An 18990-nucleotide genomic window follows, 5' to 3' on the forward strand; every position below is an offset into this window, starting at 1 on the left:
TCGGTTTACGGCGGGTAGTCTCCGCCGCCGGGTTAAAACGCTGCGGCTCCAGCCGCAGGCACGCCCGCCTCCCGCACGCAAAAGACCGCCGGCAGTACACCGGCGGTCTCCAGTCACGATATTCGGTTTACGGCGGGTAGTCTCCGCCGCCGGGGAGCTGCTTCCAATGCCACAGCCAGCCAACCCAGCCCCACTGCGCACACGCACCCGCCACCAGCAGCGCCCAACGATACGCCCGCGAACGGCTCGCCGCCGCCGCCACAATCACCAGCGGGAACAACGGCAACAACAGGCGGAACGTCGACGACTGCGGATTCAAAAACAGAATCAAATACGCAAAATAGCTCAGGCACCACAGGTTCAGCGGAGCCGCCAAAACCCTACGCGCCAGGGGGCTCAAACACAGAGCAATAAAGCCCAAAATCAGCAGAGTCAGCAGCACCGGAGCCGCATGCCCAAAGTACAGGTACCCCTGTGAAAGCCACGGCTGAATCGGCGCCAAATGGGTACCGCGCCACGCCGTCTCCGTGGCGGTGTACGCATCCACACGGCCCGTAGCCCACCACGCAATCGCAGGCCACACCAGCGCACACGCACACACCACCAAGGCGCTGACCAGCTGCCCCAGATGACGCACAAACGCCGTGCCCATGCCCGACTGGCGGCTCGAACGCACCCAGCATGCAAACCACCACAGGCCGGCAGCCGCGCCCAGGGGCACACCCACCGGGCGGGACAGGCACGCCAACGCCGCCACAGGAACCAGCAGGCCGTAGCGTCCCTGAACCAGGCACAGCAGCGCACCGGCAAGGAACACCAGGTTCAGCGACTCCGCATACGGAACCTGAAGCACCGGCGCCACCGGCAAGAACGACACCAACGCCACAGCCCACATGGACAGCGCAGAAGGCGACTCCTCGCTCTTGAAACCGGTCGCCTTCAACGACGCCTCAAACAGCAGGTAAATCACCCACGCCGCCGCGAAACCGGCAATCAGAGCAACCGTCGCCGCCACCGGGTAGTACCCGATGCCCGTCGCATGGCTAATAGCGCCGGAAAGCTGCGGGAAAATCGGGTAAAACGCCCACTGATTCTGCTGAATCACACCCGCCGCGTTCACCGGCAGCTCACTCGGGTAGCCCTGTACCGCGATCTGCTCATACCAGCCGGCATCCCAGATGCTAATGAACGACAAATAATCCAGATGCTGACCCCACGGGCTGCGCAACTGCTGCTGACCGACCACGGCAAACACGATGAAGCCCCACACGCGGGACAGACCGTAAATCAGCAGTACCGACAGCCACGCGGGCAGGGCACGCAGACGCTCCCCCACCCGGTGCAGGCGCTCACCGGCGGCGGTGTACGCCCAGGTCAGAAGCTCATCAAAGGACTCGCTCCGTTCCTCGCCGGAGGCGGGGGTGGCGGCACGCTGCGCGGGAGAATACGCGGGGGAATCACTATTACGTTCAGGCGAAACACTCACGGGCGTTAGTTCCCCTCAGCCTGCGGGTTCTTTCGCTTCTCCACAAAGTCATGCGCGCTCAAGGTGCTCTCCGCATCATCAGACAGGGGAACCGCACCGCGGCGAACCGGCTCAGCGGCAGCAACGTTAGCATCAGCAGATTCTGTAGCCGAAGCGGCAGCCTCCGCGGCGGGTGCATTCTCGAGTGCTTTGTCATCTTCGGGTGCACCGACGAGAGGAGCGATAAAGCCGAAATCCTCCACACGGTCGAAGGTGCCCAGACCGTCACGGCCCACGCCGCTGAAGAACGCGGCACCGGGCACGGCACGCTCACCGGAGAGCGCCACAACGGAGAGCACCGCAATGCCCGAAATTAGCAGGGCAAGCAGAATCAGAAGAAAGTTCATGTCAATCTCATATCATGCAGGACCGTCAACCCCTGACGGTCACCTAAATTCAAATAGTAGCGCCAGCACCGGCAGAATCAGCGCCGCGACTAGTCCTCGTCACGGTCGCTGAGCAGCCAGGCACGCAAATCCGCGTGGCAGCGGGTCAGCTGACTAAAGCTCACGTGTTCGTTATCGGTGTGAGCCAGCAGAGCGTCACCGGGGCCGAAGTTCACCGCGGGAATACCGATCTCGCTCAGGCGCGCTACGTCCGTCCAACCGTACTTCGGCTGAGGCTCCTGCCCCACCGCCTCAATCAGGGAAGCCGCCAGCGGGGTGTCCAGTCCGGGGCGAGCCGCCGGGGAAAGATCCACAAAATCCAGCTCGTAACCGGTGAAGACCTCACGCACGTGGGCGACCGCCTCGTCCAGGGTCTTATCCGGGGCGAATCGGTAGTTCACGTGCATCGCCGCCGCATCGGGAATCACGTTACCGGCAACGCCACCAGAAATCTGCACCGCATTCAGGCCCTCACGATAGTCCAGGCCCTCCACCGCGATGGTCTTCGGCTCGTAGGAGGCGAGCGCCGCCAACGCCGGTGCCAGGGCGTGAATCGCGTTCTCACCGCGCCAGGCGCGACCCGAGTGGGCGGCCAGGCCGCGGGTGCGCACGAAGAAACGCATGGTGCCGTTGCAGCCGCCCTCAATGGTGCCGTTGGTCGGTTCGAGCAGCACACCGAAATCTGCGTCGGTGATGAGCTCACCGTGGTTGCGGATCAGGCGCGCTAGGCCGGAAAGCTCGCTAGCGACCTCTTCGTTGTCGTAGAAGATGTAGGTCAGGTTGTAGTCGGTGTCCTGCGCGGTCAGCTCGGCGGCAAGCTTCAGCTGCACCGCAACGCCGCCCTTCATATCGGTGGCGCCGCGGCCGTAGAGCACGTACCCGTCCTCTTCTTCACGCACCGTAGAGGGCACAGTACCCAGGGAACCCTCGACGGTAGGCAGGGGCACGGTATCCAGGTGACCGGCGAGGATAATGCGGGTACGCTCCCCCTCAGCACTCTCCCCCTCAGCTCCAGGCAGCGGCGGGAATTCGGTGCGGGCAATGATGGCGTCCCCGTCACGGGTCAGGTGCAGGTGGGGGCAGAACGACAGCGCCGTGTGCACGGCATCAGCAATCGTTCGTTCGTTACCAGAAACCGACTCAAGATCCAGCAGGGCACGCGTCAGCTCGGGCATAGACACGTCCAAATTCAGGGGCGGTGCCGGAACCGGGTGACGTTCAGAAGTATTCGGGGAAACGCTCATCCTTCAACCTTACAGGTTCCCCCGTGCGCATACCCGCGCACACAACGCCCATATCGAGCATATGAGACGGTCTTGAAGGGGCGCCAAGCCCCAAACCTATAATGGAAGGCATGTCTGAAAACACTCCCCGTTACGCCTCCGGCGTCGCACTGGTCAATGTTGTTGTCTCCGGCGAGCACGCCGGCACCGTCCTGGATGCCTGGTTCCCCGCTCCCTCCCTCACCCAGACCCCCGACCTGTCCATCGCGGACGAGCTGGAGGAACTGGCCGCTGAGCACCCGGCGCGCAATGCCCGTACCGAGGTGCGTACCGCCTCCATCAACCTGGATGAGGCACCCGAAGACGCAGTCGACGCGTACCTGCGTCTGCACCTGCTCTCCCACACTCTGGTTCGCCCCAACGAGCTGAACCTGGACGGCCTGTTCGGCACCCTGGCGAACGTTGCGTGGACCAACCACGGCCCGGTGCTTGCCGCCGAGTTCCAGAAGCTTGCGATTGGTCTGCGCAAGCTGGGTCACCTGAGCGTGAGCCACATTGATAAGTTCCCGCGCCTGGTGGATTATGTGGTTCCCGCCGGCGTGCGTATTGGCGACGGTGACCGTCTGCGCCTGGGTGCGCACCTGGCGTCCGGCACGACCGTGATGCACGAGGGCTTCGTGAACTTCAACGCAGGTACCCTGGGCACTTCCATGGTTGAGGGCCGTATTTCTCAGGGCGTTGTGGTGGGCGACGGCTCGGATGTGGGTGGCGGCGCCTCCACTATGGGTACTCTCTCCGGCGGCGGCACTCAGCGCGTGTCTATTGGTGAGCGTTCCCTGCTGGGTGCGGAGTCCGGTATCGGTATTGCCCTGGGTGATGACTGCGTGGTTGAGGCTGGCCTGTATGTGACCGCCGGTTCGCGCGTGAGCGTTCTGTTGCCCGGTCAGGAGGCGCGCGTGGTTAAGGCTGCGGAGCTGTCCGGTGTGTCGAACCTGCTGTTCCGCCGCAATTCGATTAGCGGCGCGATTGAGGTTCTGCCGCGTGCGAAGAACACCGTGGAGCTGAACGAGGCGCTGCATCTGAACTAATCTGCACCTGAACTAGTCTGTACCTGGACTAGTGCTGGTTGCCCTTGCGAACGTTGGGGGTCGGCCCGCGAACTTTAGGGATCGGCTTTAGGGGTCGGGATGCGTGAAGCATCCCGACCCCTTTTCTGCGCCCGGTGTTCCCTCGTCCGCCGCTCTTACAGGCTGGGCGCGAATCCGCGGCGGCTACGATGACCGTTTTCAGGGCGGGATGCTCGGGCTTTCGCTAGGCTGGTAGTACCGGGTACAACCCACCCGCCATGACTGACCACTTGTACAGTTCAGAGAGGAACTCAGATGCCCGAATCAACTAAGTCAGAGTCGACGATGAGCGAAACCTACCGGCACTTTACGCGTCTCTTCCCCTACCCGCACGAGCGTATTCCAATGGGCGCTCCTGCCGCTGATGCCATGGCTCGTTACGATGAGTTGGCTCAGCTGGGGCGTGCGGAGGGGTTCGTTCCCTTCTTCCTGAACCTGAACGATACGGTGCTTGAAAGCATGGTCATTGCGGTGTCCCTTGAACACGACATCATTGACGATGTTGAGACTCTGACCCCCGAGCAGGTGAGCGCCTACACCCGTGCTGTCCTGCAGCGTTACCGTACCGCCCGGGGTGGCGCCTCCGCAGAAGAATACGGCAGCGCAGTCATTGCCCAGCAGCTGCGCAAGGTTACCGATGATGGCGAAGATGCTCACGAGGAGGGCCCTGACGACTTCAACCTCAACGAGCTTGTTGACGAGTTTATGAGCTCCGATTTTCTGCCCGATGAGGAGCCCGAAGATGAGGCCCCGACTCTTTCTGCCCTACTCTGCTACGAGCTCCTGGATGAAGAGGAGAAAGGCGAGATGCTCCTGCTGCAGATTCCGACCGATGACCCCGCCGATATTCCCGCATACCTGCCCTTCGGCGGCTGGAATGGCTGCCCAGACGCTGAAACACAGCTGGCGTTCACCCACTATTGGCGTGAAAAGTACGGCGCCAGCCCGGCGGCTCTTGACGGTGCTGACTGCCTGGAGTTTCTGGTGGAACGCCCCGTCACCGACCCGGTCGAGACGAAGAATCTGGCGGTCGAACAGTTCGCGTTCTGTTCCGATCTTCCGTTCCAGGTGTTTGAGGATATTGAGCAGCTGACGGAGTTTATTCACCAGAGCCGTCAGTGGTATTTCTGGTGGGATTAGACGCAAGCTATACAGCGAGGTGGGGGCGAGTGTCGACACGCCTCAATAACGTCTCCCACGTGCTCACACCAGAGTGCACAAGCGCACAGTGTTCCGCAGTACTTACACCGCGTGCACGGCTGTACTATTAGATACAGCTCAACAGCTTTTGTCCCCCATCCGGAGCACTTTTTCCGGATAGATAAAGCCCGAAAGGACATCATGAAGGTACTCGTTACCGGCGGCGCCGGCTACATCGGCTCCCACACTGTACTTGAACTGCTCAAGGCAGGCCACGACGTCGTCGTCATGGATAACCTCGCGAACTCTTCCGAGGAGTCCCTCAAGCGCGTCGCTGAACTCGCTGGCCGCGCCCCCGAGTTCCACAAGGTTGACCTGCTCGACCTCGAAGGTATGAAGGCTCTCTTCAAGCAGGTTCGTCCCGACGCTGTGATTCACTTTGCGGGTCTGAAGGCTGTGGGCGAGTCCGCAGAGAAGCCGCTGTGGTACTACCAGACCAACGTGGCTGGCACCCTGAACCTGCTGTACGCAATGGACGAGGCTGACTGCCACTCCATCGTGTTCTCCTCCTCCGCTACCGTGTACGGTGAGCCCGAGTCCATGCCTCTGATCGAGAAGATGAACATGGATGCGCAGTCCTGCTACGGCCGCACCAAGGAGCACATCGAGGACATGCTGGTCGACCTGGCTGCTTCCGACTCCAAGTGGAACATTGCTCTGCTGCGTTACTTCAACCCCGTTGGTGCGCACGAGTCCGGCCGTATCGGTGAGGACCCGGCGGGCATCCCGAACAACCTGGTGCCCTTCATCGCGCAGGTTGCTGTGGGTCGCCGCGAGCACCTGAACATCTTCGGTAACGACTACCCGACCGTTGACGGTACCGGCGTGCGCGACTACATCCACGTGGTTGACCTGGCTGACGGTCACCTGAAGGCGCTGAACTACATTACTGAGCACGGCGGCCTGCACACCTGGAACCTGGGTACCGGTAACGGCTACTCGGTTCTGCAGGTTCTGCACGCGTTCGAGGAGGCGTGCGGTAAGGAGCTACCGTACAAGATTGTGGATCGTCGCCCCGGTGACGTTGCGGTCTCTTACGCTGATCCTTCCTCTGCTCTGGCGGATCTGGGCTGGAGCGCTAGCCGCGACATTAAGACCATGGTTCGCGACCACTGGAACTGGCAGAAGAACAACCCCAACGGTTACGAAGCCTAAGCTGTTTTAGCCCCTTGTGAGGGGTGTTGAAGAGTGCCCGATAGGTGTTATCTCACCTATCGTCCGGGTACTCCGGCCAACGACAATCAGCGGATACAACAAAGCCCCCGCACTCCCCTTTCGGGAGGGTGCGGGAGCTTTCTGCTATACGGGCTAGTTAGACCCGTCGGGACTACTTAGATGCAGAAGCCTTCAGACACTCAGCAGCCTTCGCCACCGCCTCATCCGAAGCGGTCAGAGCGATACGCACGTAGCCTTCGCCGTCCTCGCCGTAGAACACGCCGGGGCCAGCAATAATACCCAGCTCCGCCAGGCGACCAATCGAATCCCAGGTGGACTCACCGAAAGTGGTCCACAGGTACAGGCCAGCCTCAGAGTCCTCAATGCGGCCACCGGCGGCGGTAATCGCCTCCTCCAGCACCTCGCGGCGGGCACGGTACAGATCCTTCTGCGCCGCCACGTGCGCCTCATCAGCCAGCGCAACCATCATCGCGGCCTGCACGGGTGCGGGCACAATCATGCCGGCGTGCTTGCGGCTATTAATCAGGTTCGGCATCAGCTCGGGGGCACCGGCAATGAACGCGGCACGGTAACCGGCGAGGTTCGACTGCTTCGACAGCGAGTACACCGCGAACAGGCCGGTGAAGTCGCCGTCACACACGCGCGGATCCAGGATGGACGGCACCGGCTGACCGCCGCGCGCCTCATCCCAAGCACCCCAACCGAGCTCCGCGTAGCATTCATCGGATGCCACCACGGCACCGATTTCACGCGCCTGCGCCACAATCTCACGCAGCTGCTCCACGGTACGCACCACACCGTTCGGGTTCGCCGGGGAGTTCACCCAAATCAGCTTCACACGGCTGCGGGTGTCAGCGTCCAGCTCATCCAAGCTATCGGCGGGCACAGACTCGGCGCGGGCGAAGCGGGCACCCATATCGTAGGTGGGGTACGCAACGCGCGGGTACACGACCACATCGCCCGTGCCCAGACCCAGCAGGAACGGCAGCCACGCCACGAGCTCCTTCGAGCCGACCGTGGGCATGATTGCGTCCGGGCTCAGACCGGTCACACCGCGGCGGCGCGCAAACCACTCAGCAATAGCCTCACGCAGGGCGGGGGTGCCGTGGGTGGTCGGGTAGCCGGGAGCGTCAGAGGCAGCCGCCAGCGCCTCGCGAATGTTCTGCGGGGTCGGGTCAACCGGGGTGCCGATGGACAGGTCCACCGGGCCGTCCGGGTGGGCGGCCGCGGTTGCGCGGTAGGGGGCGAGCGCCTCCCAGGGGTATTCGGGCAGGTTCAGGCCGTAAGTCATTGTGTCACCTGGTTGCTTGGGAATAGTTTTCGTCATTTTAGTCTAGCGTCCGTGCGCTGGCGTGCCTACAGCAAGAGCCTCCATTCCAGCGCCTAGACGGTGCGTGGGCACCGGGTGCTGTGATGGAGGCTCTTGGCACCCGTTAGCGAGTGCGGTCAGTCTATGCGGTTGTCGCTATTATTCGCCGCAGGCTACTACTCACCACGAGGGGGCAGTGCCGCGATGAAGGGCACGTCCTTGCCGGTGGGGCCGAGCTTTGCGGCACCGCCGGGGGAACCCAGGTCGTCGAAGAAGTCTGCGTTGGCGCTGACGTATTCAGTCCACTCTTCGGGGACGTCGTCTTCGTAGTAGATTGCTTCTACGGGGCAGACGGGCTCGCAGGCGCCGCAGTCCACGCACTCATCGGGGTGGATGTACAGGGTGCGTTCGCCTTCGTAGATGCAGTCGACGGGGCATTCTTCAACGCATGCGCGGTCTTTGACATCCACGCAGGGAAGCGCGATTACGTAGGTCATTGGTGTGCCTTTCTAGAAGCTGTTCGCCCCGTGCCCGCCGTTCTGCGGGTCGTCTGCTGCAGGGCAGAATCTACAGAGTAAACCGCCGAGTGGTTGGTACCCGGCGGGGAAGTCTGTGTATAGTCTATCGCGCGCTGACTGTTTAACAGTATTTTCGTGGTGTATCAGACAGTGGGTCATTGGGTTTGTGGGGGTATTTTTTAGGCTAGGCTGACCTGGTATTTATTTGCATTACAACTAGTCGGCTGGCTTTTAAAAATAGATTAAGCCAAAAATGAAATCTTCGTCACATGAATTTTTTGATGAAGTTGCCACTATTTCCACCTCCGCTAAATTCACCGAATAACGCATAAATTTTCTTCCCTATTGTCCTCTACCTGAGCCTCTATCCGGCGGGTACAGAAGACAGCAGCGGTGTAGCGCCCAAAAACAGCAGGAGGGGCGCCCCGGCACACCGGAACGCCCCTCCCCCACGATATGACGTAGTGATGACTTCAGACTACTTCTTAGCGCGCGCACGCTGATGCGCCGCACGCGGCGAGAAATACTGCGCGTCCTTCACGCGAGCGCGCGTGTACACGAGCATGCCCAGCATCGCCGCAACCGGGGCACCAAACCACCACAGGGCACCGTAGAAGCCAATCGCCGAATGACCCGGGTTCACCAAAACAAACGGCGAATCGGGGCGACCGTATCCGAGCACGTACACGGTCACGAACACTGCAACAGCCACGACCGCCGCCGCGTAGCCGCGACGCAACGACAGGGCGCACCACAGGGCGGTAAAGAAAACCGTCAGGTACGCCACCAGCAAGCCGAGGGGCAGGGCGGTATCACCCGCATAAACGACCCAAGCGTGGTAGATCGACCCGGCGATACCGGCAAAAATACCCAGAATCGAGCCGGTCAGAACGCCCGCCACCAGACCAGCCTCCTGAGGCTTCGGGTGCACGGTCGCCGTCGGGTCACCGTCGAGCACACGGAAAGTCTCTACGGAAGAAATCTTCTGCGGCACCTTATTCGAGTACTCAAAAGTCTTCTCGTCCACCACCGTAATCTGGGTGCGGTGCGCCTCCATTGCCTTGCGCTTGGCGGTGCCGTCACCGTAAATAGCAGCCTGCAGGCGCTGATCAGCCGCGTCGAACTCACCCTCAATACCCCAGGTAAGAATCGGGCGGTCCTCGTCATCTTCAAGAATCTGCAGGGCACGGTGCACAATCTCGTACACGCGCACGTGGTCGGGGTGGCCGTAGCCGCCGTCCGAATCGTAGGTGACCAGAACATCCGGGGTGAGGGCGCGGATAGCGGCAACCAGCGCCTGAGCCTGCGGTTCCAGCGGCTGCGCGGTCAACGAGTCCTCCGCCGCCACCGGGTTGGCGACGGGCTTACCCTCCGGGCCCCACGCCATGCCGGAGTCACGGTACAGGGGCAGCGCGCCCTCAGCGACGGCGGGTTCCTGACCCAGGAAGAATTGCTTCTTCACGCCGAGTGCCTTAATAGCGCCGGCAAGCTCACCGGTGCGATACTCACCCAGCGCCTCACCATTATCACGGCAGCCGGGCTTACCGACCTCCAGGTGGTGTAGCTCCTCGGGGATGACCTCACCTAGTTCACCGCGGGTAGCGGTCAGCAGGTACACCTCCGCGCCCTTCTGCGCATAGTACGCCATGGTTGCGCCGGTCGAGGAGGTTTCGTCGTCCGGGTGTGCATGCACAAACAGGATGCGTGCCTTCTTCGCATCGTAGTTATTCGGCAGCAGGTCACGGCGCGATCCGGGGGCGATGCGCTCACCCTGCGTGGGATAGCTAGGGGTCGCAGAATCAGGCTGAGTGTTCTCGGTTTCAGACACAGGCTTTCCCTCTCATACGCAGGGTTGGGTTTCTTAGACGGTCAAAGCGCGCCGGCAATTTACATCGTTGAGTAGCAGACGTTGAGTAGCTGACGGGTGCCACCACCGTGCAGGCGCATTATTTTATCTTACACACTCGCATGCACAGCGCGGGGTGTTCGGGCTTTTCGGAGGCGGTTTTAGGCAGCGCGCAGAAGCACAATTCCGCCCCCATACCTCTCCCCCGCCGATATTTTCCGAAGGCGTTCGAGGGTTAAACAGAACCGCCGCCACCTTCCATACAGAAGGTAGCGGCGGCTCTATGCGACAGTTACAACCACTAGGAAGTAACTTCGGCAGTATTAGTCGTTCGCACGGGCGCGGCGGCGGAACTCGCGGACACGCTCGTTGGAATCCAGGATAACCTTGCGGATACGAATCGCCTCGGGGGTCACCTCAACGCACTCGTCTTCACGAGCGAACTCCAGGCACTCTTCCAGGGTCAGCTTCTTCGGCGGGGTCAGGTTTTCGAAGTTGTCCGCGGTCGAAGAACGCATGTTGGTCAGCTTCTTTTCCTTGGTGATGTTAACTTCCATGTCGTCTGCACGGGAGTTCATACCAACGATCATGCCCTCGTACACCTCGGAGGTGGGCTCCACGAAGAAGGTGCCACGCTCCTGCAGGTTGATCATCGCGTAGGGGGTCACCACGCCGGCACGGTCAGCAATCAGCGAACCGTTGGTGCGGTACTCAATGTCGCCAGCCCACGGCTCGTGCTCAATCGAGTAGGAGGAAGAAATACCGGCACCGCGGGTCTCAGTCAGGAACTGGGTACGGAAACCAATCAGACCACGTGCGGGAACAGCGAACTCCATACGGACCCAACCGGTACCGTGGTTCGCCATGTTCTCCATGCGGCCCTTACGTGCAGCCATCAGCTGGGTGACAGCGCCCAGGTACTCCTCGGGCACGTCAATGATCATGTGCTCCATGGGCTCGTAGACCTTGCCGTCGATGGTCTTGGTAACCACCTGGGGCTTACCCACGGTCAGCTCGAAGCCTTCGCGGCGCATCTGCTCCACGAGGATAGCCAGGGCGAGCTCGCCACGACCCTGAACTTCCCACGCGTCCGGACGCTGGGTGGGCAGAACCTTGATGGACACGTTACCAATCAGCTCGCGGTCCAGGCGGTCCTTCACCTGACGTGCGGTGACCTTTGCGCCCTTGACTCGGCCAGCCAGCGGGGAGGTGTTAATACCGATGGTCATGGAGATCGCGGGATCGTCCACCTTAATCAGCGGCAGGGGCTTGGGGTTCTCAGCGTCGGTGAGGGTTTCACCAATGGTGATGTCCTCGATACCAGCCACTGCGACGATCTCGCCGGGACCAGCGGACTCTGCGGGAACGCGCTCGAGAGCCTTAGTCGCCAGCAGCTCGGAGATGCGGACGTTCTTGATTTCACCGTCGTGACGTGCCCACGCAACGGTCTGACCCTTCTTCAGGGTGCCGTTGAAGATACGGACCAGTGCCAGACGACCCAGGAACGGGGAGGAGTCCAGGTTGGTCACGTGTGCCTGCAGAACCTCGTTGGGATCGTAGGTGGGGGCGGGCACGTGCTCGATGATGGTCTTGAACAGCGGCTCAAGGTCGTCGTTGTCGGGCAGCTGGCCGTCTGCGGGCTGGTTCAGGGATGCAGCGCCAGCCTTACCGGATGCGTACACCACCGGAACGTTCAGCACAGCGTCCAGGTCCAGGTCAGGAACCTCGTCCGCCAGGTCAGATGCCAGGCCGAGCAGCAGGTCCATGGACTCGCCAACGACCTCGTCGATACGGGAGTCGGGGCGGTCCACCTTGTTCACCACGAGGATCACGGGCAGCTTAGCAGCCAGTGCCTTACGCAGCACGAAGCGGGTCTGGGGCAGCGGACCTTCGGATGCGTCCACGAGCAGCACAACGCCGTCAACCATGGACAGGCCGCGCTCCACCTCGCCACCGAAGTCGGCGTGGCCGGGGGTGTCAATAACGTTAATGGTGATGGTCTCACCGTTGGCGGAAGGGCCGTTGTAGAACACGGTGGTGTTCTTCGCCAGAATGGTGATGCCCTTTTCCTTTTCGAGGTCGCCGGAGTCCATGACTCGGTCTTCAACATCTGCGTGGGCAGAGAAGGCGTGGGTCTGCTGCAGCATCGCGTCGACGATGGTGGTCTTGCCGTGGTCAACGTGTGCCACGATAGCCACATTGCGAAGGTCGGGGCGCGAAGCGGTGTTTTCAGACATGCGTTAAGTTTCTCGCTTAAATCTAGGGGATAGTCTTGCCAACGGGTGCGCTCTAGACAGCGCAGGGGGTCACAGGGCAGTACCCACAGATAGGTATCTGGTGGTCGTTGCCGGTTTGGGTGTTTGCCGATGGACCCGCTCTGCGATGAGAACGTTTCCGGGCACGCCAAAACGGACCCCCCTCCGTTGGGCTTAGCTACCAGTGTATCACTAGGGCTTTTCTGCGAGCCACTCATCAATCATGCGGCGAGCGACGGCGTTCGTGCCGGGCAGCTCCAGCTTGGCGGGGTCATCCTCGTCACTGTTGCCACGTTCCTCCGAAATAGCAATCGCCTCACGCAGCTCAGCGGCGGTGAACCAGCGTGCGGCACGAATCTCACCGTCGTGGTGGATGATGGTTTCGTTCTCATCCACGCGCACCCGGTAGCAAATCATGAGCGAACGCGGGAAAGGCCACACATCGCTCATACGGTACTCGGTGCTGAGGGCGTGCAGGCCGGTTTCTTCGTAGACTTCGCGGGCGATTGCCTCTTCGAGGTTCTCGCCAGGGTCAACGAAACCGGCAATGAGGGCGAAGCGGTTGGGGTGCCACTGGCGGTTATTCGCCAGTAGCACGCGCTCGCCGTCGCGGCTGGTCACCAGCGCCATGACGGCGGGTTCGATGCGGGGGAACACCATCTCGCCGGAGGCGGTGCGGCGGATTCCCTTGGAGCCGAGGGGCGCCTCTTCGCCGCTGTAGGCGGAGTAGCTCATGTCGATGAGGTAGTCGCGGCGTGCAAGGGCGGTTGCGTAGTGGGCGCGGCCTTCCGGGTCCTCGTGGACCGGGTAGTACCAGAAGCCACTGCTGGAGGCGCGCACCCGAGGGTTGTTCAGGTTGACGGCGACCTGCGCGAGGGTTTCATCCTCGCAGTAGAGCACGTGCACCTCCGCGCCACTATTCTTCTGGGCGTCAGCGCCGTAAGCGGCGGGGCGGATGACACTGCGTGCAAGGATCACGTCTTCGGTCAGCGGCTCGGCAGCATCGTTACCGGTCAGGTAGTGCACGGTTCCGTCAGCGTTGAGAAGGGTTTCCCCTTCGCGAGAAAGGAGCAGGTAGCGCGGTGTATGAGTATCAGCGGGAGTGTGTTCAGATGAAGAAGTCATAGGTTTTACTCTACTCCGCTCACCTCCATTCCGTTCAAACAGCCCGCGCGCGTGGCAACCGTTTGCCTGGCAAAACCAAAAGCCGACTCCCCTCCCAACTAAACTACCCTCGTTACCCAACAGTCCACGAGGTGTAGAAAAGCCGACAAAGCACAGCAAAGCCCCCTCCCGCACGCAACGGAAGGGGGCACTGCACTCTTCACAATCTTATCAGGTGCGTTACTTTGCGGTGGTTCCCTTCGGGTCCCAACCAGCGGCAAGGGCACGCTCGTAGATAATATCGGTCAGGGTTGCCTCATAGACATTCGTCAGGTGGTTCGAGTCAGCGTACATGTAGACGTTGCCCTGAATCACGGAGCACTTGCCGTCGGGGCAGTACACATCCTTCAGATCGATCTGGTAGGCGCCACGATCAGCGTACTTGGCGAAAATCGGGGCGGCAGGATCATCACCGTACTTTGCTTCCACCGGTTCAGAGCAGTCATCGATATTCTTCGCTTTCATAGCACACATGTACATGTCAGAGGCGAAACGCGGGTTATCGCGAATACCAATAACCTGAATACCTGCGTCGGTTAGCTTGCGCAAAGTCTCGTCTAGACCGGGGTCTACGGTTTCGCCCTCAGCGGTTGCTGCTGTGGTGGTCGAAATAATAAATACAGTAGAGGGCTTGGCCGCCAGAATTTCAGCGGTCGCATTCTCACTGAACGGGATGCAACGCTTCATGAACCCATTCACCGTATTCGCAGGCTGGGTGAAAGGATACGGGCAGCCGGTTAGCAACAGGTTCAGCTGATTAGCACCCACCTGCTTAGAAATGCCTTTCAGAGCTTCTGTCTTCTGCAGGGCATGAGAGCTGCCCACCACGGCGAAGAGAGGCGCATCATCGGAAGCGTTCTTCGTATAGCCGCAGCTAATGTCCAATTGTTCATTAATCAGAACATAAGAGCCCTTACAGCCGGTATCCCAGGGGACGAATAGACTAGTAATAGTCGCATTCTTCGGTATAGGATCAGCCTCAACGAGTTCCTTATCGGGTGAGAGCGCACGCGCACCGGGGTAGGTGTCGACATCATTCTGGACGCTAGCCATCGCATTGCTGATGACCTGCGCGTCACGCTGCTCAGCCAGTGCGCGGGTACCGAGCACGGTCGGTGCGACCAGGGCAAGAATTGCTGCGACGAACGCAATATTGCCAGCCCACGCTGCGTAGGAGGTCACGGGGCGCTTGAACTTCAGCTTGGAGGCGAGTGCCGGTAGGAAGTTATCGGATGCCGAGCGCAGGGGCTTCTCCACGAAGCGGTTCAGAACCCACGCCAGGCCAATCGATGCAGCAATCAGTACGGTGCCTTCGAGGAAGGAGACGCGCGGCTTACCCACGGCGGCGCTGTACAGCACGAGCATGGGCCAGTGCACCAGGTACAGGGCGTAGGAAATGTTGCCCAGGTTCAGCAGCGGCTTGGACACCAGCAGGCGGTCAATTGCGAACTTGTGGTCGGTGCGGCCGGCAATAATGAGCAGCGCGCCGGAGAGAATCGGCCACAGCGCCAGGAAGCCGGGGAATGCCTTCTCCACGGGCAGCACGGCACCGCAGGTAATCAGACCGATGATACCGATCCAGCCCATGGCCACGCGGGTGCCCATGTGCGCGGGCTTCCACTTGAGGGTCATGATGGCGAGCAGGGTACCGACCGCGAACTCCCAGAGGCGGGTGCGGGTGTCAAAGTAGGCGTATGCCGCGAAGTTCTTGGTCTCCCAGACGGAGAACGCGAAGGATGCGCAGAAGACTAGGCCGAAGACCAGCACGGCAGCGGGTACCGGCTTGATACGAGTCTTCTTCACCAGCAGAGCGGCGATTGCGAAGAGCACCGGCCACAGCAGGAAGATCTGACCCTGAATGGACAGGGACCAGAAGTGCAGGAAGGGCGACTTGCCGCCGGTGTTAGAGGCAAAGTAATTCACCGAGTTATTCGCCAGGTTCCAGTTCTGCCAGTAGAACAGGGACGCCTGCGCGTCCACGGCACGTGCGCTCCAGATGGTCGGCGAGAGCACCAGGAAGCTACCGGCGAGGGTCAGCAGAATCACGACCGACGCTGCGGGCAGCAGACGGGTGAACACGTGGGTCCAGTAGTTCAGGAGCTTGAGGGGCTTACCCTCATTGATTTTCCGCATGAAGGAAAGCGAAAGCAGGAATGCGGAAATGAAGAGAAAGACATCCACTCCGCCGGACACCTTACCCACCCACACATGGTAGATCACGACAAGCAGTACTGCGAACGCACGAAGACCCTGGATTTCAGGGCGGAAGCCGCGACTTTCCAGGAAAGATTCGTAGGGAGGATTCTGGTCGGTTTTGGACACACGAATCCCCTTGAAAAGATTAAATGCCATGTTTGGTTGTCCTGAGTGTTAAAGGCTTAGCCTCTACCCCAAAAGTCGTACCGGGTAGAACGCTGTATATGAGCATCTAGTGGATATTTCTTGGGGTGTTTCATGACCCCAGATACTTTGAGCCCTGGTCTAAGATTCTTTGAACTATATAGTCTAATGTTCTTTAAAGTGAAACTTCAAAGATTGTGGGCTTTCTCCCAGTCCCTCTGCGGCTCATTCCCTCTGCCGGTGGATACACACCCGACAAGGCATGTCACCATCTTCGATTTCTTCGAATTGCTCACTTCTTTTCTGTGCCGCTCACAGCAGTGCCAGGTTTCGATTTTTTCGCCGTATCGTTCCATATCACCTTCGAAAGAGATGACAGAGGCACCCGAAAATAAGAGAATGGAACCATGACTACTTCTATTGACCCTACGACCACCTCCGCATGGTCCGCTCTGTCTGCTCACCACAAGTCCCTCACTCCGAACCTGAGCGAATGGTTTGCCGCTGACCCGGAACGCGCGCAGAAGTTCAGCTTCACCGCCGACGAACTGCACGTCGACCTGTCCAAGAACCTGATTACCTCCGAAACCGTTGAGCTGCTGCTCAAGCTCGCTGAAGAGGTCAAGCTGGAGCAGGCTCGCGAGGCAATGTTCTCCGGTGAGCACATTAACGTCACCGAGGACCGCGCCGTACTGCACACCGCGCTGCGCCGCCCCGAGGGTTACACCCCGGCACTGATCGTTGACGGCCAGGACGTAGACGCAGACGTTCACGCCGTGCTGAAGAAGATCTACGCGTTCGCTGAGCGCGTGCGCAACGGCGAGTGGACCGGCATCACCGGCAAGCGCATCAAGACCGTTGTGAACATCGGTATCGGTGGCTCCGACCTGGGCCCGGTCATGGTGTACGAGGCTCTCAAGCCCTACGCAGACGCAGGCATCACCGCACGCTTCATCTCCAACATTGACCCGACCGACGTGGCAGAGAAGGTCTCCGACCTGGACCCCGAGACCACCCTGTTCATCGTCGCATCCAAGACCTTCGGTACCCTGGAGACCCTGACCAACGCCCGCGTGGCACGCGAGTGGCTGCTGTCCGCACTGGCAGAGGCTGGCGCTCTGGAAGGTAAGGAAGCATCCGAGGCCGTGGCAAAGCACTTCGTGGCTGTCTCCACCGCGCTCGACAAGGTTGCAGCATTCGGCATTGACCCCGAGAACGCTTTCGGCTTCTGGGACTGGGTTGGCGGCCGCTACTCCGTAGACTCCGCTATCGGTACCTCCCTGGCTATCGTGCTGGGCCCGAAGGTCTTCGCTGACTTCCTCGCCGGCTTCCACGCTATGGATGAGCACTTCCGCACCGCTCCCTTCGAGAAGAACGTCCCCGTTCTGATGGGTCTGCTGAACATCTGGAACGTGAACTTCCTCGGTGCTGAGACCCACGCGGTTCTGCCCTACGACCAGTACCTGCACCGCTTCCCCGCATACCTGCAGCAGCTGACCATGGAGTCCAACGGCAAGTCCGTGCGCGCCGACGGTTCCTTCGTCAACTACGCAACCGGTGAAGTGTTCTGGGGCGAGCCCGGCACCAACGGCCAGCACGCCTTCTACCAGCTGATTCACCAGGGCACCCGCCTGATTCCCGCGGACTTCCTGGCCTTCGCCAACCCGGTCCACCCGACCAAGGACGGCGAGCAGGACGTTCACGAGCTGTTCCTGGCTAACTTCTTCGCACAGTCTCAGGCTCTGGCGTTCGGCAAGACCGAGGAAGAGGTTCGCGCAGAGGGCACCGCGGAGCACGTGGTCAACGCACGTATCTTCAGCGGCAACCGCCCCTCCACCTCCATCATGGCACCGCGCCTGACCCCGCGCGTTCTGGGCTCCCTGATTGCCCTGTACGAGCACATCACCTTCGTTCAGGGTGTTGTTTGGGGCATTGACTCCTTCGACCAGTGGGGTGTTGAGCTCGGTAAGAAGCTGGCGCTGGACCTGGTTCCCGCTATTGAGGGTGACCGCGAGGTTCTGGCTCGTCAGGATTCTTCGACTGCTTCGCTGATTGACTACTACCTGAAGAACCGCACCAAGTAGTAGTTCGAACCTATCCCCGAGGGTTTTATAGCCTGCGGGTATAGGATGCAAAACCGCCGGATAGGCTCCCAGTTAGGGAGGCTATCCGGCGGTTTTGTTATAGGGGTTCTAGCTCAGTACCGTGCTGCTAGTTCACGGCGGGCAGGGTGTCGGAGGCAACCTCAGCAATAATGCGCACCACGGTGGATTCGGGTAGCTGCGGGATGCCCTGCTCGTCACGCACCACGCCACCGGCGTCACGGTGAGCGGTCAGTTCTACACCCTCGGTCGCATTTTCACCGTCAGCGCGGGTTGCGGGCACATGCACGAACCCGGCGGGGATGCTCAGCCCCAGCTCGCGGCTGATGCGCTGGCCCTCGTAGAACACGTGGTTGCACACGTAGGTTCCGGCGGTGTACGAAATCTCGACCGGCTCCCCCGCCACACGCAGGCGCTCAAAGCTGGCGCGCACCGGCAGGGAGGAGAAGTACGCCTCCTGACCACCCGGAGCGATCGGCTCATCGCAGCGCTGGTCGCCGTCGTTATCTTCAATACCGGCGGAGTCCAGGTTGATAGCGACCTGCTCGAGGCTGACCACGTCGCGGCCAACCGCCACACCCAGGCTGATGAGCGCGTCGGGCTGCACATCCTGCAGGGCGGCGCGCAGGGCGGTGCTGGAACCGTCGTAGCTAACGGGCAGCTCGCGGGTGATGACATTCAAATCCGGGCGCATCCGGGTCAGCAGACGCTGAGCACCTTCGGCGAGCGCTACGGTAGGGTTCACCGGCACGCCGGGGAACGGGCCGAAGTAGGTCAGCAGCAGGGTGCGTGCCTGATTGGGGGTGGTTGCCATAGTCG

The 18990-nt window shown here is 60.9% G+C and carries 14 protein-coding genes; 4 read left to right on the forward strand and 10 right to left on the reverse strand.

Annotation, left to right across the window (positions count from 1 at the left end; translation table 11 throughout):
* Window positions 1-127 precede the first annotated feature (127 nt).
* The 3 genes from HMPREF2749_RS05260 to dapE form a co-directional block, all read right to left on the reverse strand.
* Window positions 128-1486, reverse strand: coding sequence for a hypothetical protein (locus HMPREF2749_RS05260; RefSeq protein WP_070593650.1), 1359 nt, complete (start codon window positions 1484-1486; stop codon window positions 128-130).
* A gap of 5 nt (window positions 1487-1491) precedes the next feature.
* Window positions 1492-1872 (reverse strand): taurine ABC transporter substrate-binding protein, encoded by a 381-nt coding sequence (locus HMPREF2749_RS05265; RefSeq protein WP_070593652.1) that lies wholly within the window; start codon window positions 1870-1872, stop codon window positions 1492-1494.
* An 89-nt stretch (window positions 1873-1961) separates the two neighbouring features.
* Window positions 1962-3155 carry a succinyl-diaminopimelate desuccinylase gene (dapE, locus tag HMPREF2749_RS05270; protein ID WP_049356446.1) on the reverse strand — a complete coding sequence of 398 codons (1194 nt, stop codon included), beginning with the start codon at window positions 3153-3155 and terminating at the stop codon, window positions 1962-1964.
* Window positions 3156-3256: 101 nt separating this feature from the next.
* Between dapE and dapD the strand changes: the two genes are divergently transcribed.
* From dapD to galE, 3 genes are all read left to right on the forward strand, one after another.
* Entirely contained in the window at window positions 3257-4222 is a 966-nt protein-coding gene (gene dapD, locus HMPREF2749_RS05275; protein WP_070593654.1) for a 2,3,4,5-tetrahydropyridine-2,6-dicarboxylate N-succinyltransferase, read from the forward strand.
* Between the two features lie 294 nt (window positions 4223-4516).
* The gene (locus HMPREF2749_RS05280) at window positions 4517-5401 is read left to right on the forward strand and encodes a DUF4253 domain-containing protein (RefSeq protein WP_070593656.1); all 885 of its coding nucleotides are present in this window, start codon (window positions 4517-4519) and stop codon (window positions 5399-5401) included.
* A gap of 201 nt (window positions 5402-5602) precedes the next feature.
* Window positions 5603-6616, forward strand: coding sequence for a UDP-glucose 4-epimerase GalE (gene galE / locus HMPREF2749_RS05285; protein WP_070593658.1), 1014 nt, complete (start codon window positions 5603-5605; stop codon window positions 6614-6616).
* A gap of 172 nt (window positions 6617-6788) precedes the next feature.
* On the opposite strand, the gene dapC is transcribed toward galE, so the two are convergent.
* The 6 genes from dapC to HMPREF2749_RS05315 all read right to left on the reverse strand — a co-directional run bounded on the left by dapC (window position 6789) and on the right by HMPREF2749_RS05315 (window position 16081).
* Window positions 6789-7928: a succinyldiaminopimelate transaminase gene (gene dapC / locus HMPREF2749_RS05290; RefSeq protein ID WP_049341847.1), complete on the reverse strand. Its 1140-nt coding sequence runs from the start codon at window positions 7926-7928 to the stop codon at window positions 6789-6791.
* Window positions 7929-8122: 194 nt separating this feature from the next.
* Window positions 8123-8443: a ferredoxin gene (fdxA, locus tag HMPREF2749_RS05295; protein ID WP_049354209.1), complete on the reverse strand. Its 321-nt coding sequence runs from the start codon at window positions 8441-8443 to the stop codon at window positions 8123-8125.
* Between the two features lie 499 nt (window positions 8444-8942).
* The gene (locus tag HMPREF2749_RS05300) at window positions 8943-10292 is read right to left on the reverse strand and encodes a PIG-L family deacetylase (protein WP_049347063.1); all 1350 of its coding nucleotides are present in this window, start codon (window positions 10290-10292) and stop codon (window positions 8943-8945) included.
* A 341-nt stretch (window positions 10293-10633) separates the two neighbouring features.
* Window positions 10634-12547, reverse strand: a complete 1914-nt coding sequence (gene typA / locus HMPREF2749_RS05305) for a translational GTPase TypA (protein ID WP_049347061.1) — start codon at window positions 12545-12547, stop codon at window positions 10634-10636.
* Between the two features lie 210 nt (window positions 12548-12757).
* Entirely contained in the window at window positions 12758-13690 is a 933-nt protein-coding gene (locus HMPREF2749_RS05310) for an NAD(+) diphosphatase (protein ID WP_049347059.1), read from the reverse strand.
* Between the two features lie 219 nt (window positions 13691-13909).
* Window positions 13910-16081 (reverse strand): acyltransferase family protein, encoded by a 2172-nt coding sequence (locus HMPREF2749_RS05315; protein WP_070593660.1) that lies wholly within the window; start codon window positions 16079-16081, stop codon window positions 13910-13912.
* Between the two features lie 395 nt (window positions 16082-16476).
* Between HMPREF2749_RS05315 and pgi the strand changes: the two genes are divergently transcribed.
* Window positions 16477-18153 (forward strand): glucose-6-phosphate isomerase, encoded by a 1677-nt coding sequence (gene pgi / locus HMPREF2749_RS05320; RefSeq protein ID WP_070593662.1) that lies wholly within the window; start codon window positions 16477-16479, stop codon window positions 18151-18153.
* 127 nt (window positions 18154-18280) lie between these two features.
* Here pgi and HMPREF2749_RS05325 read toward each other — a convergent pair whose 3' ends face one another.
* Window positions 18281-18985, reverse strand: coding sequence for a pyroglutamyl-peptidase I (locus tag HMPREF2749_RS05325; RefSeq protein WP_049359043.1), 705 nt, complete (start codon window positions 18983-18985; stop codon window positions 18281-18283).
* Window positions 18986-18990: the final 5 nt, after the last annotated feature.

The sequence above is a fragment of the Rothia sp. HMSC075F09 genome (assembly GCF_001810515.1).
Taxonomy (GTDB): Bacteria; Actinomycetota; Actinomycetes; order Actinomycetales; family Micrococcaceae; genus Rothia.

Bases quoted from the DNA above. Each gene is read 5' to 3' on its own strand.
- fdxA (WP_049354209.1), bottom strand. From the start codon at position 8,443: ATGACCTACGTAATCGCGCTTCCCTGCGTGGATGTCAAAGACCGCGCA.
- galE (WP_070593658.1), top strand. From the start codon at position 5,603: ATGAAGGTACTCGTTACCGGCGGCGCCGGCTACATCGGCTCCCACACT.
- dapD (WP_070593654.1), top strand. From the start codon at position 3,257: ATGGAAGGCATGTCTGAAAACACTCCCCGTTACGCCTCCGGCGTCGCA.
- HMPREF2749_RS05310 (WP_049347059.1), bottom strand. From the start codon at position 13,690: ATGACTTCTTCATCTGAACACACTCCCGCTGATACTCATACACCGCGC.
- HMPREF2749_RS05325 (WP_049359043.1), bottom strand. From the start codon at position 18,985: ATGGCAACCACCCCCAATCAGGCACGCACCCTGCTGCTGACCTACTTC.
- typA (WP_049347061.1), bottom strand. From the start codon at position 12,547: ATGTCTGAAAACACCGCTTCGCGCCCCGACCTTCGCAATGTGGCTATC.
- HMPREF2749_RS05315 (WP_070593660.1), bottom strand. From the start codon at position 16,081: ATGGCATTTAATCTTTTCAAGGGGATTCGTGTGTCCAAAACCGACCAG.
- dapC (WP_049341847.1), bottom strand. From the start codon at position 7,928: ATGACTTACGGCCTGAACCTGCCCGAATACCCCTGGGAGGCGCTCGCC.
- HMPREF2749_RS05265 (WP_070593652.1), bottom strand. From the start codon at position 1,872: ATGAACTTTCTTCTGATTCTGCTTGCCCTGCTAATTTCGGGCATTGCG.
- dapE (WP_049356446.1), bottom strand. From the start codon at position 3,155: ATGAGCGTTTCCCCGAATACTTCTGAACGTCACCCGGTTCCGGCACCG.
- pgi (WP_070593662.1), top strand. From the start codon at position 16,477: ATGACTACTTCTATTGACCCTACGACCACCTCCGCATGGTCCGCTCTG.
- HMPREF2749_RS05280 (WP_070593656.1), top strand. From the start codon at position 4,517: ATGCCCGAATCAACTAAGTCAGAGTCGACGATGAGCGAAACCTACCGG.